This window comes from Rhizobacter sp. P3_C12 (assembly GCF_056402735.1).
The window spans coordinates 1-19,319 of record NZ_JBFUGW010000120.1; the positions used below are offsets into that span (position 1 = coordinate 1).

17 protein-coding genes and 1 tRNA gene are annotated in these 19,319 nt (G+C 66.4%); 4 read left to right on the forward strand and 14 right to left on the reverse strand.

Going from position 1 to position 19,319, the window contains the following annotated elements:
* Both AC1DXV_RS18660 and AC1DXV_RS18665 read left to right on the forward strand, forming a co-directional pair.
* A partial coding sequence (locus tag AC1DXV_RS18660) for an aromatic-ring hydroxylase C-terminal domain-containing protein (RefSeq protein ID WP_477934909.1) occupies nucleotides 1-517 on the forward strand: 517 nt, incomplete at its 5' end.
* Nucleotides 518-722: 205 nt separating this feature from the next.
* The gene (locus tag AC1DXV_RS18665; protein ID WP_477934911.1) at nucleotides 723-1,367 is read left to right on the forward strand and encodes a hypothetical protein; all 645 of its coding nucleotides are present in this window, start codon (nucleotides 723-725) and stop codon (nucleotides 1,365-1,367) included.
* A gap of 229 nt (nucleotides 1,368-1,596) precedes the next feature.
* Here AC1DXV_RS18665 and AC1DXV_RS18670 read toward each other — a convergent pair whose 3' ends face one another.
* The 14 genes from AC1DXV_RS18670 to cysS form a co-directional block, all read right to left on the reverse strand.
* Nucleotides 1,597-2,562: a HEPN domain-containing protein gene (locus AC1DXV_RS18670; RefSeq protein ID WP_477830787.1), complete on the reverse strand. Its 966-nt coding sequence runs from the start codon at nucleotides 2,560-2,562 to the stop codon at nucleotides 1,597-1,599.
* 751 nt (nucleotides 2,563-3,313) lie between these two features.
* Nucleotides 3,314-3,493 (reverse strand): hypothetical protein, encoded by a 180-nt coding sequence (locus AC1DXV_RS18675; protein WP_056820441.1) that lies wholly within the window; start codon nucleotides 3,491-3,493, stop codon nucleotides 3,314-3,316.
* Nucleotides 3,494-3,717: 224 nt separating this feature from the next.
* A complete protein-coding gene (locus AC1DXV_RS18680; protein ID WP_477934913.1) occupies nucleotides 3,718-5,787 on the reverse strand; it encodes a ClpP-like prohead protease/major capsid protein fusion protein in 2,070 nt (689 codons plus the stop codon).
* Nucleotides 5,714-6,241 (reverse strand): hypothetical protein, encoded by a 528-nt coding sequence (locus tag AC1DXV_RS18685; protein WP_056820438.1) that lies wholly within the window; start codon nucleotides 6,239-6,241, stop codon nucleotides 5,714-5,716. The genes AC1DXV_RS18680 and AC1DXV_RS18685 overlap by 74 nt, the downstream gene beginning before the upstream one ends.
* A gap of 1 nt (nucleotide 6,242) precedes the next feature.
* Nucleotides 6,243-9,227, reverse strand: coding sequence for a DUF927 domain-containing protein (locus AC1DXV_RS18690; protein WP_477934915.1), 2,985 nt, complete (start codon nucleotides 9,225-9,227; stop codon nucleotides 6,243-6,245).
* The gene (locus AC1DXV_RS18695; protein ID WP_477873655.1) at nucleotides 9,227-9,532 is read right to left on the reverse strand and encodes a helix-turn-helix transcriptional regulator; all 306 of its coding nucleotides are present in this window, start codon (nucleotides 9,530-9,532) and stop codon (nucleotides 9,227-9,229) included. Before AC1DXV_RS18695 ends, AC1DXV_RS18690 begins: the two co-directional genes overlap by 1 nt.
* Before the next feature lie 372 nt (nucleotides 9,533-9,904).
* Entirely contained in the window at nucleotides 9,905-10,264 is a 360-nt protein-coding gene (locus tag AC1DXV_RS18700) for a hypothetical protein (protein WP_056820432.1), read from the reverse strand.
* Nucleotides 10,265-10,458: 194 nt separating this feature from the next.
* Nucleotides 10,459-11,679, reverse strand: a complete 1,221-nt coding sequence (locus AC1DXV_RS18705; RefSeq protein WP_056820429.1) for a tyrosine-type recombinase/integrase — start codon at nucleotides 11,677-11,679, stop codon at nucleotides 10,459-10,461.
* Between the two features lie 187 nt (nucleotides 11,680-11,866).
* Nucleotides 11,867-11,959: transfer RNA gene (locus AC1DXV_RS18710), tRNA-Ser, on the reverse strand.
* A gap of 37 nt (nucleotides 11,960-11,996) precedes the next feature.
* Nucleotides 11,997-13,265, reverse strand: a complete 1,269-nt coding sequence (locus AC1DXV_RS18715) for an aspartate kinase (RefSeq protein WP_047594573.1) — start codon at nucleotides 13,263-13,265, stop codon at nucleotides 11,997-11,999.
* 58 nt (nucleotides 13,266-13,323) lie between these two features.
* A complete protein-coding gene (gene tilS / locus AC1DXV_RS18720; RefSeq protein WP_477934918.1) occupies nucleotides 13,324-14,625 on the reverse strand; it encodes a tRNA lysidine(34) synthetase TilS in 1,302 nt (433 codons plus the stop codon).
* Between the two features lie 7 nt (nucleotides 14,626-14,632).
* Nucleotides 14,633-15,604 (reverse strand): acetyl-CoA carboxylase carboxyltransferase subunit alpha, encoded by a 972-nt coding sequence (locus AC1DXV_RS18725; RefSeq protein WP_477934920.1) that lies wholly within the window; start codon nucleotides 15,602-15,604, stop codon nucleotides 14,633-14,635.
* A gap of 65 nt (nucleotides 15,605-15,669) precedes the next feature.
* Nucleotides 15,670-16,311 carry a DNA-3-methyladenine glycosylase family protein gene (locus AC1DXV_RS18730; RefSeq protein WP_477934922.1) on the reverse strand — a complete coding sequence of 214 codons (642 nt, stop codon included), beginning with the start codon at nucleotides 16,309-16,311 and terminating at the stop codon, nucleotides 15,670-15,672.
* A gap of 3 nt (nucleotides 16,312-16,314) precedes the next feature.
* Complete coding sequence (gene cysS, locus AC1DXV_RS18735) at nucleotides 16,315-17,703, reverse strand: cysteine--tRNA ligase (protein WP_477934924.1); 1,389 nt, start codon at nucleotides 17,701-17,703, stop codon at nucleotides 16,315-16,317.
* Between the two features lie 155 nt (nucleotides 17,704-17,858).
* Between cysS and AC1DXV_RS18740 the strand changes: the two genes are divergently transcribed.
* Nucleotides 17,859-18,944 carry a tetratricopeptide repeat protein gene (locus AC1DXV_RS18740; protein WP_477869126.1) on the forward strand — a complete coding sequence of 362 codons (1,086 nt, stop codon included), beginning with the start codon at nucleotides 17,859-17,861 and terminating at the stop codon, nucleotides 18,942-18,944.
* Nucleotides 18,941-19,319: IST1 family protein (locus AC1DXV_RS18745; RefSeq protein WP_477934926.1), on the forward strand; the 379-nt coding region annotated here is incomplete at its 3' end. The genes AC1DXV_RS18740 and AC1DXV_RS18745, both read left to right, overlap by 4 nt.

Consider the following 19,319-nt stretch of genomic DNA (forward strand, 5'->3'; position numbering starts at 1 on the left):
CGATGAGGTCGGACGGCTGATCGGTGACAGGCCGCTTCGACGCGGCGATGGCGGGGTCTCGTCGCTCTACGAGCTGATGCAGGACGGCAGCGGTGTGCTGCTCGACGCGTCAGCGGACGGCAAGGCGTCCGAGCTCGTGGGCGGCGCCACGCAGAGGATCCGTTGCATCGCCGTCGACACGGGGCCGTCGATGCTGATCCGCCCCGATGCCTGCATCGCCTGGGTGGGCGATGGCGACGGCACTGAGGGCATCGAAGAAGCGCTGCGCCGCTGGTGCCCCGGCCCTCACCGTCGCGTCGCTTCACGCCGCCCTTGGTGTCTTCGTCCGGGCATGCCGCGCTTCGCAATCCTGCGCGATGCGGCGTGCGTCAGGTCGCACCATGAGGACAAGCACCTCCGTGGCGAAACCCGCGCCTGGTTCGGACCGGGTCGGATTCGCTGGTGGTGGGTGCGCCGTGAACACGTTCGCCCCACCTGTGAGCGCGTTCTGCCGATCCCTCAGTCGCAAAGTGATTGATCCCATGAGAGTCTCTTCATCGCCGGAAACGCGAGTTCGTTCGTCCAGCAACCATGCCAGCACGCCCGTGGACACGCCCCGGTCGCAAGCCCGGCCGGCACCCAGCGGCGAGGGGCCGCTGGGGTCTCTGCAGGGGCGGACGGCCTCTGTGTCGCGCGGCAACAGMTTGAGCCCGCGTGCGGGGCTACCCGCAGCGGAGCAGTCGGTGTCGTTCGGCGGCCCGCGCCACAGCCGCTCTTCTGCCACGGGTTACCGCAACAGCAAGGGGGTGCCGTGCGATTCGAGGGGCAACCCGGTCGTGATGCGCGACCAGTATTCGCCTTCCGGATACGCCACGGCCAACGGCAGGCCGTGCGACAGGGATGGCTATGGCACGCAACAGCCTCAGCAGTCCGCACCCGCGCAGACCACGCCATTCCATGCAGGCACCCAGAACGACTGCGGCCTGCACACCATCGCGGCGTTGACCGGCTGGACCGAGCAGCAGGTGGTGCAAGGGCTCGGGCTCTCGCAGCAACAGGTGCAGCACATCGCGAACCACGGCATGCAGCCGGCCGACGTCACTGCCGCGCTCGGCCGCATCAACAACGGCAACGTGAGCCACCGTCAAGGCTCGCCTCGCACGCTGGCGGCCAGCCTGCCGCAGCTGCCGGATGGGCACCAGTTCGCGATGGGCATGCAGCGCAATGCGGGCATCGGGCACCTCGTTGCGGGGCAGCGCGTCGGCAACCAGCTGGTGGTGACCGACCGGCAGACCGGCCAGCAGATGGCGTTCAACTCCGAACAGGATCTGCACAACTACCTGAGCCAGAACGGCGTCTCGCAAGTTCACACCTGGTACAACCAGTAAGCGCGGTCGCGACCACCTGACGAAGCTCAGCGAACGTCGACGAAACAAAAAAGCCCCGCAACACCAGGGTTTGCGGGGCTTTTTCGGTCTTCAGCGAATTTCGCCGAACACTATYCTGGCGGAGTCGGAGGCGTCCGAATATTGCTCGGAAATGGCGCCAATGCTTGTTCTCAGTGAGGGCTCGCCAAAAACTGTCCCCTATCGCTTCCCCTAGCATCAATGACAGCGACTACTGCGCTTGGCCAGTTGCTGGAATGGCCAATTCCCATTGAGGCTTTTTGACCCGAACGGCGAAGTTTCTCAAGACGTACTTCCTCGCCATTCCGGCAGCGTAGAGCTGGCACAGAGACAGCGCTGCCACGTAGAAGCGAAAGAGCTCTGTGGGGCTTGGAGGAGGCAACGCGCCATACCTCCAGTCCATGACCCGGCGCTCGCTTGGCATCGCTGCCATTGCACTCTTCGCGACAGGGGGGGCGTTCGGGCCGAAGGTCAGGCGCTGCAAATCCCGAAGGTTGTGAGTGCGTGGGACTGCGATGCCGCGCTGCAACAAATGCGCCTTCATGGTCTGCTCGCAAGCCATTTGGAGCTCCCACACGGACAGGGAGCGGGCGTTCGGATGATGAGAGGAACCTGTGTCCGCGGCCCGGTCCAAATGCAGCAGTACGCCAGCCGCCCGCTTCCGGGCCTCTGGCAGCAAGGTGGCCGTGTTCAGATCGTTCTTGATCGCACGCAGGTGCGTGGCAACCGTGCAGATCGATGCCAAGAGCCGCTCTTTCCGCTTCGACTTCATTTCCGCGATCGGCGGCGGCGTCTCAAGCCATTCGAGCGGCTTTTCATAGGCAAGGACCTCGATCGGAAATCGCACCCAAGGACCATCGTCATCTTTACCGGCTTCGAACAAGACCTCAGGAACGGCTATGACGAGTGGCACGTCGAAGTAGAGAACCATGCCTCGTAGGCGTCGTTTCGAGCGATCGATAAGCGCCTTCCCGTATCGACGCTCATACCAGTCATTAATCGGCCAAAGGATCCCCAGAAACCAGCCCTTCAGCAGGTAGTCGGCCTCGGGCTTCTCCCCGTCAACTTCCTCCAAACACTCCTCGACCACGATTCGTGCTGCCTCCGACACGCGTTCGGACAGCGGTCGGCCGGCTTTCGAGAATCCCTCGTCCAAGCCTTGCAGGAGCTCGTCCAAGAACGCCTTGAAGTGGTCTGGTATCGCCATTTCCATAGTTGCCTCTTCGCGCACCGCACAACACCCCACTATCGTCACCGATATCACCCCCCTATGCCAGCATCACAACTAGATAGCGATCGGGGTTCGAATTACCCTTGATCGGGGTTCCCCAGGGAGGACCCAACAGGGGGGGTGGGGTGCCAATCGCCCCCTCTACCCTTTTCGCTGCGGACGTGCGGACGAGCCCTCGAATCGGCCGCCAGCCCGCATGGATGCTAGGTTTGCGTGTCCGCGACGGGGCCGCGGACAGTCCGCCAAAGGCTGTGGACGCCGCGGACGGCGGACCGTCGAAGTCCGGCGACATGTGGCGCTCGCACTGGCCAACGCCTTCCCCTTCTCAAAATCTCTGCGGACATGCGGACAAACGCCAAAATGGGCCGCTAGCCCGCATGGATGCTGGGTTTGCGTGTCCGCAGTGGCACTGCGGACAGAGGCTCATGGACTGCGGACATGCGGACAAATCCTGCGGACAGACCGCATCGAACCCGCGGGCAACCTGTTCTTCTCTGGAGCACCCGGCGTCAGCCGCGAGGCGTGAATCGGAGCCACAGCGGCGCGAAAGGAGCTGCGCCCCCCGCCCTTACGCGGGCGAGCGGTAGAAGGCCTGCGGCCCTCAAGGCATGAGGATGAAGGCATGCAGGTCAAAGCGTGATGGACAAAGCAAAGCGGCCCGCATGGGGCCGCTTGCACACTCGCCATCGAGCTGGATCTAGATTCCCGGATGCCAGCCCGGTAGCTCGTTCGGCCAACCCAGGCAGTATTCGAACCAGCTGCGATCGCCATCGCGCTTCGCGACGGTGTTCAGCAGCAGCCAGCCGGCGTTCAGGTACAGGTTCACTTCGTGCTCACTGTCCAGCTCGCAAACTTCGTTGATGTTCTCGAAATGCATTGAGGCTCCATGTCATTGAAAAGGCGCAGGGAGCCGCCCCGAAGGACAGGCTCCCTGCTACGCACCTCGCTGCATTCTCGCGTCCCTGGTGCGCGTTCTGAGGGGTGCTTCCGGTCACCGTCTCAGAGGGTGTCAGCCATGTTCCCTGGAAACCGCGTTCGTGCCGCCGAACGCTCAGGCCGCGGGCTATGGCCAACTTCTCGCCCGCCGCCTGTCTTGCCTCTTTACTTGCCCGGGTTCTTGTACAGCCCGCGGTAGTCGATCACGCCCACACCGAAGTCCAGCCGGCACTTGTGTGCCACGGCGTCGCGCTCGAATTCCTCGTCTTCTTCGAGGTACGGGCGCGGCTCGCCGGCCAGGTAGGCGCGCACGATGGTGTCGTGCTGGGTCGGGTCCGCAGCGAGGTACCACGCCGCTTCGGAGACTTCATCGAGGCGCGGATCGGAGACCAGCACCAGGCGACGAATCCACTCCGGGTTGCCAGTGTTGTTCGCCATGCCCGGATCGACCAGGCTGGCCAGCAGCTGCTCTGCCTTCGTCTCCAGCGACACCGGCACGATCAGGAAGCGCGGTTGCGGATCGAAGTACCCCAGCCCCTGCAGTCCCTTCTGCTTGCGCATGGCGGCCCGTGCAATGCCCAGCGTCTCGGCAGACAGCGCGGCACCTGCGACGGCCAGGTTGCCATGCTTCGCGTGGAACAGCGGCAGATCATCGCGCAGTCGCGTGCTGCCCGTCAGCTTGGCATACACGCTGTCGGCTTCGAGGCGGCGCGCGGAAGCACCGTAGGCCTGCGGGATGCGCGTGAAGGCGTCCAGGTCGTCATTGATGAGCGCCTGACGCGAGATCTTGACGATCTTTCCGAAGGTCTCGATGCGGAACGATTCGGCCGACTCGGCGAAGCTGCCGTAGGTGTAGTTGGCCAGCTCCAGCACCTTGTCCAGGCCCGGCGCCTCGGACAGCGACACCAGGGTTTGCGGCTTGAAGTCCGGCACCTCGCGCTCGGCGGTCCACACCGCGTGCGTGGCCTGCGCGTTCTCGTAGCCGGCACGCAGCGCGCGGCCCGTCGTGTTGGCCAGCAGCTCGGGGAAATCCGAGGTGCTCATGGCGGCCTTGATGATCTCGTTCTGGCTCTTGCGGTACGTCGAGATGCCCGCCATCGAGAGCACCTTCTCTGCCATCGCGAGCATCGTCAGGCGCTGCAGGTCACGCGAGGCCGGGTGCGGGTTCTCCACCGGCACGCCTGCGCGCGCCAGCAGCACGTCAGAGGCAGCGGCCTTGAATTCGTGCATCGTGCTGGGGCCGCTGCTGCTGGAACCTGCCCACACGGTCTGCCCGCGGTCGTCCACGTACGCCATTGCGCCGACCGAGAACGCGCCCTCGCCCATCTTGTTCAGGATGCGCTCGCCCGCCTCGGCTGGTGTCATCCGCTTGTTGGCCAGGCACTGGAACATCAACTTGCCCATCTCGCCCGCGCTGTCCGGCGCTCTGAGAATATGTCGCTCGAACATGTCCACGATCCGGGCTGTGTCCGCTTCGTTGCGAATCGACAGGGCATAGTCACTGACGGGGGCGCCGGCAGCGGACGCGAGCGGGGCCGACTCGGGTGCTCGGGTGACCGTATGCCGGCTTTGGGGCGGCAGGTGCAGATTGGCGAGCGCAGGTCGGCGCAGCTTGTACTTGTCCGGAATGGAGAAGGCGCAGGCACGCGCGTTGGAGGGCCGCTCGTCGTAGGAGTCGTCGGCGATCTCGTCGACCAGGCCGGCCGCCTTCGCTTGCTCGGCGTCGAACCAGGTCTCCGCATCGAGCCAGGCTCGCAGCTTGTCGTCGGCCTGGCCGGTGCGCCGATAGGCCGTGATGAGCGTGTCACGCACCAGGTCGAGCTTGTCGGCCGTGCGACGCAGGTCGGTCGCGTTGCCACTGGTGGTGCTCCACGGGTTGTGGACCATCATCAGGCCGGACGGCGCGATGATGACCTTGCGACCACCCATCGCGATGACGCTGGCAATAGACAGCGCCCAGCCGGTGATCTCGACCGTGACGTGCGACGGATGAGCGCGCAGCAACTCATAGATCGCGATGCCGTCGTACACGGCGCCGCCTTCCGAGTTGATGCGCACCAGCACGGGCTGGTCCTTGAAGAGGTCCAGTTCCTGACGGATGAAATCCGCAGTCACTTCGGTACCGATTTCGCCAAAGATGTGGATCGTTTGCATGGTGATTTCAAAGTTGTTGTGAGAGCAGTTTCGTGCCGGGCTTCTGTGTGGAATAGCCCTGCGCTCGCTGCACGACGTCATAGAGGCCACGTGCCGAGTGCGGCAACGCAAGGTCCTGCTGCATCGCGCGGAACAGGTGCGCTTTCCAGGCGGGCCAGTCGTCCCGCGGATCGGCTTGCGTGCGCACTGCGGGCCATTCACGGTCGACGAAAGTGCGCAGCCGCGGCGCCAGCTCCATGCATCGCGCCCAGGTCGACAGCGCAGGGTCGGGCAACACGGTCGCAACCGCATGCATGAGCTGCTCATCGCGACGCATGTGCAGCAGGCGCCTTTGCACCGTGCGACGGCCCGCCACCGCCAGGCCCAGCGTCGTGTCGAGCGGCTCACCGCGCCGCACGGACGTGACGATGACGTGCTCCCACCGGTACGCACTTTGAGGAGAGAGAGGAACGCCGTACTTCACGTGCGCAAGCATCTCGCCCATCATCTCGATGCCGTCGACCTCGGGCATCCCCCCGTAAGTTGCGATGTGCATGTCAGTGGCCCTCCGCGAAGATCGAGGCCTTCAGCCGATAGCAGGTGCTCGACCCGATGCCGGGCAAGCGTTCCTTGCGATCGAAGCGACCGCCATGGCCCGGTTCGAGGTGTCCGCGCTGCAGCAGCACGCGACAGACAGCGCGGTAGTCGTAGCYCGCACAGACCTCGCCGCGGAACACTTCCGGCAACACGAAGAACTCAACGGACGTGCCTTCACCGTCCGCGGGCTGCATGCGTTCGCCGAACTCGCGTTGATGGTCCGAGTTCGTGCGAATGGGCTTGCCAGCCGCATCGACCAGTCGCCGGAAGCCTGCGCGCATCAGCGTGTTCGGCGAGTGATCGTCGGCCGCACGATTCCACCAGGTGAAGCGGGCCGCGCCATGCAGTTCCATGAAGCGGCGCACCTGGCGGCACATCGCTTGGTCCTCACCGTTGCCGGCGTGGCCACGCGACTCGAGCCATGCATTGAAGCAACGGCTCAACGCCCGGTGAGCCTCGCCCTTTGGCCATCCGGTGATGCCCGCCTCTGTGGCCAGCTCGCCGGCAGCAGCGACCAAGGCGAATCGCGCGCCGGCTCGGCGCACCTGCTCGCCCGCTTCCTCGGGCACGAAGTCGTCGCGGTAGCGTCGGATCATTTCCGCCAGGCGCGCGGGCAGTTCTTCGTAGTGCTTGCAGGCCCATTCCAGCCAGGTGCGCCCAGCCTGGCCATAGCTCTTCGCCGCAGCGGTCACGAGCTCATCCGCCATGACGGCCGGCCCGCTGAAGTCGTGCAGCTCTTCGATCCCGCCCATGCCCTTGCCGGCGTCCAGCGGGATGTCGAGCATGCGCACCTCTTGCCCCGCGCGCGGCGTCTTCGAGGCTGATGCCATGTGCTGCGCGAGCGACACCTCACCCGAGGACAGGAACAGCAATCGCCAGGTGCGCCGCTTGCGTGCGAAGCCGTTGCGCGTCGCGCGGCCCTTCTCCTGATCGTTGGCCAGCATGTAGGCGACCTCCCCCGCCACGTCCGGGTCGAGCTGGCCGAACTCGTCGAGGATCAGCGTGCTGTCGCAGTGCTGCACCGCGGTGGCCTCCAGCGCGTTGTCGGTGGTGCGCCAGCGCTGCATGTAGCTCGGCCGTCCCCAAACGCTCGCAGCCAGGCGCAGCGCGGTCGTCTTGCCCATGCTGGAGTCGCCGCGCAGGTGGAAGCCACCGCTCTCCATCTCGGCCAGACGTGCCATCGGCCCGGCAAACGCGCAGCACAGCGCGAAGATCAGACGCGAGTTGCCGATGCAAGGCTCCGAGACATTGGCCCGCCACCGCGCCAACGAGCCTTCGCTGCGGTAGGTGTCGTCCATCCCCGCCTCGCTCTGGAAGACGTAGTGGCGGCCTTCCGTCTCGCCGATGCATTCGCTGGGCAGCACGTACACGCCGTCATGCCAGCCCACCCGGTCGGTGCAGGTCACTCGCTCCGCAGGCCGGCGCGAGTCGATGTACTGCACGATCCGTGCGCGAGTGCCTTGGGCCGGCGACACCTCCAGGCCCATGTCGCGCAAGCGGCACAGCCACTCGTTGCCATCCCCGCCGAGCATGCTGGACGGCATGGCCCATGACTTCGCGTTGCCGTCCGGGTCGGCGAAGTGCACGAGGTAGCCCCAGCCGTTCCCGTCGTCAGTGCGCGTGAGCGCTGCGACGACCAGGCGCGAGCAGACCCACGCCGGCCGCTTCTCGTTGCCCTCTTTGTCGCGAGCGATGTACCACACGCCCTTCGCCGTCAGGCTGAAGCGGTCGGGGCTCGGTGCCTTCACAGGCTCGGCCTCGGGCTCTGCCTCTGCCTCTTCTTCCTCGGGCTCGTCGTCCGGCACCTCTGACGCAGCAAGCACCTCGGCCACCGTGACAGGAGCTGCAGGCGCGGCCGGAGCGGCCGGCGCCTCCTGCTGCAGTGCCGCCTCGACGATGGCAGCAACAGCCGGCAGGCCGGCGTGCACGGCCAGGTCGTTGAAGTCCTTCAGGCCCTTGGCCTCGGGCAGTCCCTCAGGGAATGCCGTCAACGCCGGCAGGCCGTCCGCGGCAGCGGATTGGGCGGCGGCGGAGGCCCCTTTGCGCCCAGGATTTTTACCAGTGCGAGCCTCGGTCTGCACGTCATCGTCKCCGCACACCAGGATGCGCGCTTTCGGGAACATCGAGCGCAGCGCGACCGCAACCGGCTTCAGGTTGCCGGCATCGAATCCGACCACCACCGGATAGCCCGTGGCCTCGTGCAGGCTGGCGGCCGTCGCGTAGCCCTCGGCCAGCAGCAGTACAGGCGTCTGCACCGTCCTCTGGCCGATCCAGTGGAACAGCCCGGACTTGCGCCCGCTTGGCAGAAGCATCTTCTCGCCCGTGCCTTTGTCCTCCTGTTCCTTCGAGGGCTTGGTCGGTGCGATGCGCTGGACGTTCAGCAGCTCGCCCGGCGCGTTGCGCAGCGGAACCAGCATCGTGCCGTCACGCTGGAAGCGCACGCCGTGCGCGCCCACGCGCTTGTGCACCAGGTACGGGCTGTGTCCCTCGACGCTCGCGGCGTCCCACAGGCGCCTCGCCTCGACCGCTGCGCGGTCCGCCCGCTCTCTGTACTGCGCCTCCTGCAGGGCGCGCGCTGCCGCCCTCTCCTGTTCCTCGGCTTCGAGCTGGGCGGGCGTCGGCCGCAGCTCGGGCGGCGTGTCGTCGGCCGGGAAGGTGAAGCCGCGTTTCTTGGCCAGGCCGAACAGCGTGCCCACCTTCACCTTGCCGGGCTTCTTCGCACTGCGCCAGGTCGCGCGGTCCTCGGCGGCATCGGGTGTTGGCCGCTGCTCGGCCCACGCCATCCAGGCGTCCTCGCCGGCATCGCCGACGCCGTCGTAGACCGCGAACGCAATGCGTGCGCGCTCGTCGTGGCCGATGTCGGCCGAGAGGAACGACAGGGCGCTGCGGATGACCGCCACGTCGACACGGCGCGGGGTGAACTTTCTCGGGGTGCGTTCAGTCATCAGCGCTGCGCCTCCCTCGGTCCGGCTTGTTGGCCACGGGACTCGGCGATGCGATCAGCGATCCAACTTTCGACCTCCGACTCGAGCCAGCCGACAGCCCTTCCGAGGCCTCGGCCGCCGCCGCAGCTCCCGCCGAGCGAGATCGGCGCAGGGAATCGGCCTTCCTTGATTCGTGCATACAGACTGGTGGTCCCCAGGCCAACCTTGGCCAGGACCTCGGGCTTCCTCAACAGGCGCTCGCCTGCAGTGCCCGGAATACGTTGTGCGGTTGCGTTCATGGTTCGTATGGATTGAGGTGGAGACATGGCCACACGTCGCTCGACGTGCGCGCGCTTTGCTCGACCAGGCGCAATTCACCTGCGGTGCTGCCCGCTTTCTTGTTGCGGCGCCAGTCGCTACCGTTCAGGCGAATTGCTTCGGTCAGGGCTGAAAACTGCTGACGCCATTTGATGCAAATCGCTGTCTCATCTGTAGACACCAAGACGAGACAATTTCATTGCCAGGGCTGACCTGGAAAGGACAAAGCTGGAGAACAAAGAGAAGAGATAGAGAGGACTTGTCCGCACTGTCCTCACTTTGTCCGCACCTTTGTCCGCAGTCCTTTCCGGGCCGCAAACCCAGCATTCATGCGGCTTGCAGCGGTCTTGCGTCGTTTGTCCGCATGTCCGCAGCGGAAATCACGCGCCGCCGCCCTTTGGCATTTGCTGTCGGTGCAATCGGCGTCGCTCCACGCCCTCGGTGGTGTGGTGGTCGTAGGCCCAGTCCATGAGCTGCACGCTCTCATTCGTGAGCATTTCCAGCGACGCACGGGCCATGCGATCGAGCGCCTGCACGTCGTGCTCTGACAGCAGCGGCGCGTATGGCTGCTCGTGGACGGTGGTGTCCAGGTACATCGTTTCGCGAATCGAGAAAAGCACCTGCATGCCGCTCGCGACCTCGTTCACCAGCTCGGCGAACTTCATCACTGCCATCCCTGGCAACTTGGTCTGCTCGGCCGCCTTCATGTACAGCCGCTGGGTCTTGATATACGGTTCCATCGTCAGGCCTCCCGTGCGGAGTGACGAACGTCATGCACCAGGCAGAACCGGTGCACGCCGGGCAGGGCGCCCGAGAACCAATCATTGCGGCGCAAGCTTGCGCCGCTATCATTCGAAATAGCCATATTCACCTCTGAAGCAGGTGGGTTGTGGTTAGGAGAGGCCGGGTGTTGACGCACCTGGCCTTTCCGCTTTTACGCTGCCTTTTTGACGGGCAGCACGGGTCCGCCTTGGCGGATTGAATCGATGTAATCGGCGTACCACTGCATCATTTCGGCTCGCTCTGTGAGGTACTCCGCCGTGTTGTAGATCGCAGCCACCTGATTGCGCTTCATGTGCGCCAGCTGCGGCTCAACGATCTTTTCCGGAAACTTCCATTCGCTGAGCGCGGTGGAGGCGATGCTTCGGAAGCCATGACCGGTCATCCGCCCCGCGTACCCCATCCGCTTGAGCGCGGTCAGGATCGTGTTATTGCTCATTGGCTTCTCGTGGTCGCGCTCGCCAGGGAACACGTACGGGCTTCGGTTGCGAAGCTGTTCCAGTGTGCGGATGACTTCGATAGCCTGACGAGACAGCGGCACGATGTGCGGGAAGCGCATCTTCATGCGCTCGGCGGGAATGCGCCACTCAGCGCGTTCCAGGTCGATCTCGTCCCACGTCACCTCGACCAGCTCAGTGGTACGCACGAACGTCAGCGTCATCAACTTCATGGCCAGGCGCGTATATGCCGAACCTTGGTACGCGTCGATCTTGAGAAGCAACTCCGGCACGTCCCGCAGGTGAAGCCGAGCGAAGTTCTCGACCTGGCGCGGCTTGAGGGCGTCCGACGGCTTCACGTCGGCACATGGGTTGCGGAGGGCCAGGCCGTGAGCGATCGCATAGCGAAACACCTGGCCGCAGGTCTGATAGCAGCGTTTTGCAATGTCGAGAGCGCCTCGGGCCTCGATCTTCTTCGCCATGGCAAGGATGTGCGGAGCGAGGATGTCGGCAACCGGCTTGCGCCCCAGCTCGGGGAACACATCGAGCTGCAGGCGCCGTAAAACGTAGTCGGCGTGCCGCGGGCTGCGGGTGCCGCGCCAGTGTTCCCACCAGCTCATGGCCACCACCTCGAATGAGGTGCCAATGGCCACACGGCGGGCCGCCTTCGCGTCCTTCCGCAGTTGAACCGGGTCGTCGCCTTCCTTCAGGGCACCGCGGGCCTTGTCGCGGTCGAGGCGGGCTTGCACCAACGAGACATCGGGATAGGTTCCAAGGGCAAGGCGTTTTTCCTTGCCGGCGAAGTAGTACTTCCAACGCCAGTACTTCGATCCGCTCGGGAGGACTTCCAGGTAGAGGCCACCGGAGTCGGTGTAGCGCTCGCGGGCCTTGGTGTCGGGACAGGTGGCTTTCTTGCAGGCTAGGTCGGTCAGAGGCATGAGAGAGGGGAATCGGGGAATTTGGAGCTGTGCCAGGGGCACAACCTGTTTTGTGCCCCGAATGATTCCCCTGGGACGGCCTGGCTGTCAACGAAGCTCAGCGAACTCCGACGAAACAAAAAAGCCCCGCAAACCTAGGTTTGGCGGGGCTTTCACGGCTTTCAGCGAATTTCGCCGAACACTATCCTGGCGGAGTCGGAGGGATTCGAACCCTCGATGCAGGTTTTGCCCACATACTCCCTTAGCAGGGGAGCACCTTCGGCCACTCGGTCACGACTCCGGCGAAGACTGCGATTCTAGCCGCAGTTTTGACGATTTCAGGCGGCGGCCTGCTCCAGATCGAACGCCTTGTGCAGCGCGCGCACCGCCAGCTCCATGTACTTCTCGTCGATCACGACGCTGGTCTTGATCTCGCTGGTGGTGATCATCTGGATGTTGATGCCCTCTTCGCTCAGGCAGCCGAACATCTTGCTCGCCACGCCCACGTGCGAGCGCATGCCGATGCCGACGATGCTCACCTTGCAGATCTTGGTGTCGCCCATCACCTGCGCGGCACCGGTCTTCGGCAGCACGGTGTTCTTCAGCAGCTCCATCGTGCGCGTGTAGTCGTTGCGGTGCACGGTGAACGAGAAGTCGGTCTTCCCTTCGTGCGAGATGTTCTGGATGATCACGTCGACGTCGATGTTCGCGTCGGCCACCGGGCCCAGGATCTGGTACGCGATGCCCGGCTTGTCGGGCACGCCCATCACGGTGATCTTGGCCTCGTCGCGGTTGAACGCGATGCCCGACACAACGGCTTGTTCCATTTTCTCGTCTTCCTCAAAGGTGATCAGGGTGCCCGAGCGCGCTTCCTCGGTGATGTCGATGTCCCACGGCGTGAAGCTCGACAGCACGCGCAGCGGCACGCGGTACTTGCCGGCGAACTCGACCGAGCGGATCTGCAGCACCTTGGAGCCGAGGCTCGCCATCTCGAGCATCTCCTCGAAGCTGATGGTGTGCAGCCGGCGCGCATCGGGAACGATGCGCGGGTCGGTCGTGTAGACGCCGTCGACGTCGGTGTAGATCAGGCATTCGTCGGCCTTCATCGCGGCCGCGACCGCCACCGCCGAGGTGTCCGAGCCGCCCCGGCCGAGCGTCGTGATGTGGCCGTCGGCATCGATGCCCTGGAAGCCGGTGATGACCACCACCTTGCCCTGCGCCAGGTCGGCGCGCACGCGGGCGTCGTCGATGCTCTGGATGCGCGCCTTCGTGTACGAGCTGTCGGTCTGCACCGGCACCTGCCAGCCGGCGTAGCTGACGGCCTGCATGCCTTCGGCCTGCAGCGCGATCGACAGCAGGCCCACCGAGACCTGCTCGCCGGTCGACGCGATCATGTCGAGTTCACGGTCGACCGCGGTGGTCGGCGAGGCCGGCGACAGCTCTTTCGCGAGGCCGAGCAGGCGGTTCGTCTCGCCGCTCATCGCCGAGGGAACGACCACCATCTGGTGGCCGGCGCGGGCCCATTTGGCAACGCGTTTCGCGACGTTGCGAATGCGCTCCGTGCTGCCCATGGAGGTGCCGCCGTACTTGTGAACGATGAGTGCCATGAAAGAGGTCTTGCCGCGAGTGGAGAAAAGGGTCGCGAGTCGATCGCAACCGGGCATTTTAACCGCGCGGAATGCGCCGCCAGGCCAGGCTCACCTGCGCCTGCCCCGGCAAGCCGATCACGCGGGCGTCGATGCCGAGCCCCGGCACGAACAGCAGTTGCCCGCCGCTGTAGACGAGCGGCCCGTCCCGGTCCCACGCCGGCACTGCCGCCGCCTGGTACTGCTTCTTCAGGCTGCGCGGCGGACGGCCCAGGCCTGCCTGGAACTGCTCCCCGCCTTCGCGCGCGCGCAGCACCAGTGCACCCAGCCACGCGAGCGGAATGCCGTCGTGCGTCACGCGCGTCGCGACGAGTTCGCCGCCCCAGCCCGGCAACGCGTGGCGCCCGGCACGGCGGATGCTCAGCGCCGATTCGCGTTCCGGCGTCTCCACAAGGGCTGGCCGTGATGCGACGAAGCCGAGGCGGCTGCGGTGCACGCGCAGCTCGCCGCCGGCCGCCGGCCAGGCGCCCTGGCCGCCCAGTTCCTGCTGCAGCCGCAGCACGAGGCTGGCCGGTGCCGGCTGGCCGATCGACGCGAGCCAGGCCCGCAGCGCGTTCGATTGCCGCGCTTCGCTGAGCGTGCGCCATTCGGTCACGCTGAGGCCACTCGCATCGGCCACGCGTTCGAGATCGATCGCCGCCAGCTCGTCGAGCGCGGCCGCGGCCTGCTGCGCCCAGCGCGCCGACTGCGCGAGCGAGGCCTCGGCCTGCGGGAACGCCTCGACGATCGCCGGCCACGCCGCGAGCCGCAGCCGGTTGCGGGCGAAGCGCTCATCGCTGTTGCTGTCGTCGTCGATGAAGCGCAGCCGGTGCCGGCGCACATAGGCCTCGATCGCTTCGCGCGGCGCATCGAGCCAGGGCCGCTCCCAGACCATGCCGTCGCGCTCGATGCGGCGTGGCATGCCCGCCAGCCCTGCCACACCACCGCCGCRCAGCGCCTGCAGCAGCAGCGTCTCGGCCTGGTCGCGCCGGTGATGGGCCAGCAGCACGAGGCTCGCATGCGCCTCCAGCGCCATCGCGCGCAACGCGTCGTAGCGCGCCTGCCGCGCCCAGGCCTCGACGCTGTCGCCGCCGCGCGGCGCATCGCTCAATCGATGCACGATGAAGCGCACCGGCAGGCCGAGGCGCGCCCAGCGCGCGCATTGCCGTTGCCCGTGGGCGAGCCACGCATCGGCATGCGGGCTCAGTCCGTGATGAACATGGAGGGCCAGTACCTCGACCCCGGTGCCGCGTGCCGCATGCACCGTGGCATGCAGCAGGGCCGTCGAATCGCGGCCCGCGCTGTAGGCGACCGCGACGCGCTTCGGCGCCAACGTCGCCACGGCGGGGTCAGTGGTCCTTGGTGTCGGTGAAACGGCCGTAGGCACGCAGGCGCTCGTAGCGGCGCTGCAGCAGTTCCTTCGGCTTCAGGTCGCTGACCTGGCGCAGCGCGTCGTTCAGCGCGCGCTTCAGGAACGAGGCCATCTGCTTGGTGTCGCGGTGCGCGCCACCGACCGGCTCGTTGACGATCTTGTCGACCAGGCCGAGCGCCTTCAGGCGATGCGCCGTGATGCCCAGCGCTTCGGCGGCATCGGAGGCGCGCTCCGAGGTCTTCCACAGGATCGAGGCGCAGCCTTCCGGCGAGATCACCGAGTACACCGAGTACTGCAGCATCAGCACCTGGTCGCCGACGCTGATCGCCAGCGCCCCACCCGAGCCGCCCTCGCCGATGATGGTCGAGATGATCGGCACCTCGAGCTGCGCCATCTCGAAGATGTTGCGGCCGATCGCCTCCGATTGCCCGCGCTCCTCGGCGCCGATGCCCGGGTAGGCCCCCGGCGTGTCGACCAGCGTGAACACCGGGATGCCGAACTTCTCGGCCAGCTTCATCAGGCGCAGCGCCTTGCGGTAACCCTCGGGGCGCGACATGCCGAAGTTGCGCGCCGCGCGTTCCTTCGTGTCGCGGCCCTTCTGGTGGCCCACCACCATGCAGGCCTGGCCGTTGAAGCGCGCCAGGCCGCCGACGATCGACTGGTCGTCTGCGAAGGCGCGGTCGCCCTTCAGTTCCTGGAAGTCGGTGAAGATCTCGCTGATGTAGTCGAGCGTGTACGGGCGCTGCGGATGGCGGGCGATCTGCGTGACCTGCCAGGGTGACAGGCTGGCGTAGACATCCTTCGTGAGCTGCTGGCTCTTCTTGCCCAGGCGGTCGATCTCTTCGGAGATGTCGACGGCCGATTCGCTTTGCACGTAGCGCAGCTCTTCGATCTTGGTTTCGAGTTCGGCAATGGGTTGCTCGAATTCAAGGAAATGGCGTTTGCTCATTTATCTTGATCCCTGTTCTTGAAGGAGGATGCCCTGCCCAACGATGGGGGCTGGCTTGCGGGCCGTCAATATGCCACGGCAAGCGGGTCGAGACTGCGCCAAATGTACCATGTGGCCACCGAGCGAAAAGGCGCCCAGGCGTCGCCCACTTCGCGTGCCTCGGCCCGCGAAACCGGCTCGCCGCTGAAGTAGTTGTGGCTGATGCCCTTGATGAGGCCGGGGTCGTCCAGCGGCAGCACGTTGGGGCGCATCAGGTGGAAGATCAGGAACATCTCGGCGGTCCAGCGGCCGATGCCGCGGATCGCGACCAGCTCGTCGACGATCGCCTCGTCGTCCATCTGCTGCCACTGGCGCACGTGCACGCTGCCGGCTTCGAAGTGCTGTGCCAGGTCGACCAGGTAGTCGACCTTGCGAGCCGACAGCCCGGCATCGCGCATCTGCGTGGATTCGATCGCCAGYACCGCCGCCGGCTGGATGCGCTGCGAGCCGCCGTCGAGCAGCGCGGCCACGCGCTCCCACGCGGCCTGCGCGGCCGCCACCGAACTCTGCTGGCCGACGATCGAGCGCGCGAGCGTGGTGAACGCATCGCCGCGGCTTTGCAGCCGGCCTTCGCCGAACTGCGGGATCAGCTTGCGCATCACCCGGTCGCGCTTGACGAGGTGCCTGCACGCCTCGTCCCAATACTCGGGAGTGACGGAGCGCGCCACGGATCAGGCCTTCATCCAGGTCGTGCCTTGCGCGGAGTCCTGGAGCACGATGCCTTGCGCGAGCAGGTCGTGGCGGATGCGGTCGGCAAGCGCGAAATCGCGCGCCTTCTTCGCATCGGCCCGGGCCTGGATCTGCGCCTGGATCGCGGCGTCGTCGAGCTGGCTGCCGGCCTGCAGGTAGCTGCGCGCGTTCTGCTGCAGCAGCCCGAGCGTCGCGGCCAGCCCCTTGAACAGCGCCGCCTGCTGCGGCGAGCGGCTCTTGTTCAGCTCGGTCGCGAGCTCGAACAGCACTGCCACCGCTTCCGGCGTGTTGAAGTCCTCGTTCATCGCGGCGCGGAAGCGCGCGGCCTGCGGCTGCGCCCAGTCGACCGGCAGTTCCGGCACGTCGAGGTCGACCAGCGCGGTGTAGAGCCGGCGCAGCGCGTTGCGCGCGTCGTCGAGGTTGGCGGGGCCGAAGTTCAGCGGGCTGCGGTACTGCGTGCGCAGCATGAAGAAGCGCAGCGTCTCGCCGTCGTAGTGCTTCAGCACGTCGCGGATCGTGAAGAAGTTGCCGAGCGACTTCGACATCTTCTCGTTCTCGCCCTGCTCGTTGACGACGTTCAGGAAGCCGTTGTGCATCCACACGTTGACGAAGCGCTTGCCGCTCGCGCCCTCGCTCTGCGCGATCTCGTTCTCGTGGTGCGGGAACTGCAGGTCCATGCCGCCGCCGTGGATGTCGAACTGCTCGCCGAGCAGCGCACAGCTCATCGCCGAGCACTYGATGTGCCAGCCCGGGCGGCCGGCGCCGAACTCGCTGGCCCACTTGGCATCGTCGGGCTCGGTCGGCTTGGCGGATTTCCACAGCACGAAGTCGAGCGGGTCGTCCTTGCCGTCGAGCACGGCCACGCGCTCGCCGGCGCGCAGCTGGTCGAGCGACTTGCCCGACAGCTTGCCGTAGCCGTCGAACTTGCGCACCGCATAGTTCACGTCGCCGTTCGGCGAGCGGTAGGCATAGCCCTTGCGCTCGAGCGTGGCGATCATCTGCAGCATCTGCGGCACGTACTGCGTCGCGCGCGGCTCGTGGGTCGGCGGCAGGATGCCGAGGGCGGCCACGTCTTCATGCATCGCGGCCGTCATCTCGTCGGTCAGCTGGCGGATCGGGATGTTGCGCTCGAGCGCGCGCCGGATGATCTTGTCGTCGATGTCGGTGATGTTGCGCACGTAGGTGACCTGGTAGCCCAGCGTGCGCAGCCAGCGTGCGGCGACATCGAAGGCCATCATGAAGCGCGCATGGCCGACGTGGCACAGGTCGTAGATCGTCATGCCGCACACATACATGCGCACATGGTTGGGTTCGATCGGCGTGAACACCTCGGTCTGGCGCGACAAGGTGTTGAAGATGCTCAGGGTCATCGGCGGAGTGCTGCAGTGGAACCGCTCATAGGGCCTGGCCAGAGGGTCGAAGGGCTTGCAGCCGTGGGGCTGCTATACAATTTTCGCAGTATAGCGGGCCGTATCCGCACCTCGTTCCGCCCCACGGCGCCCATCCCAAACCTCGCGGCCACCTGATGACTCCACGCTCTTCGCTCGTCGCCCTGGCCGCGTTCACCGTGTTCACGATCGCCAGCACCGCGGCCAGCACCGCGCGGGCCGACGAGTACGGCGATGTCGACGGCCTGCTCGGTGCGGGCCGGCTGGCCGAGGCGAACCAGAAGGCCGACCAGTTCCTCTCCACCAGGCCGAAGGACGCCCGCATGCGCTTCCTGAAGGGCCTGGTGCTGTCGGAGCAAGGCAAGTCGAACGACGCGATCGCGGTGTTCGTGAAGCTCACCGAAGACCACCCCGAGCTGCCCGAGCCGCACAACAACCTCGCGGTGCTCTACAGCAAGCAGGGCCAGTACGACCAGGCGCGGCGCTCGCTCGAGGCGGCGATCCGCACCAACCCGAGCTATGCGACCGCCTACGAGAACCTCGGCGACGTGTACGCGAAGCTCGCGAGCCAGGCCTATTCGCGCGCGCTGCAGATCGACGGCAGCAGCACCGCCAAGGTGAGCCCGAAGCTCGCGATGATCCGCGACCTGTTCTCGCCGATGACGCGCTCGGAGCCGCCGGCGGTGGTCGCTGCGGCCAAGCCTGCGCCGGCGCCGGTTCCCCCAGTGGCCCCCGTCCCTGCCCCGCCGCCGGTCGTTGCCGCCGCGCCGAAGCCGGCTCCAGTGCCTGCTCCTGCTCCTGCACCCGTTCCCGCGCCGGCCCCGGTCGCCACGCCGAACCCAGCGCCTGCGCCCGCAGCGGTGGCTTCTTCACCGGCCGCCGCCACCGAAGACGCGAAGGCGGTGCAAACCGCCGTGCTCGCGTGGGCCGCGGCCTGGGCCAGCAAGGACATGGACGCCTACTTCGCGTCCTACACCCACGATTTCAACGGTGGCAAATCGCGCGCCGCCTGGGAGGCCGAACGCCGCGCCCGCATCACCGGCAAGCGCAGCATCTCGGTGAACCTGAGCGACTTCGACATCCGTGTGCAAGGCGACAAGGCCGTCGTGCAGGTGCGCCAGGCCTACAGCGCCGACGCGCTGAAGGTGTCCAGTCGCAAGCGGCTCGACCTGGTGCGCGTCTCCGGCCGCTGGTTGATCCAGAAGGAAAGCACCGGTTCGTGATCCGACGCCTGCGTGAGTGGTGCCGCCGCGCGGCACTGCCTGTCTGCCTGGCGCTGCCGTGGGCGGCAGGCGGGGCCGTGGCTGCGCCGCTGAAGCCGGCCGTGGCGCGCAGCGGCGTGGCCGCCGCGCCCGCTTCCCCCGAAGCCCGGCTGATCGATATCTATCTGCTGATCCGCGATGGCGATGTGCGCAGCGCGCTCGCGCGTGCCGAAACGCTGACGCGCGACGTGCCCAACTTCCAGCTCGCGCAGCTGGTGTACGGCGACCTGCTGCTCGCCCGCCGGCAGCCGCTCGAGGCGATGGGCGCGGCGCCCCCCGAGCTGGCCGCCTCGTCGCCCGACCAGCTCGTGCAGCTGCGCCAGGAGGCCATGCTGC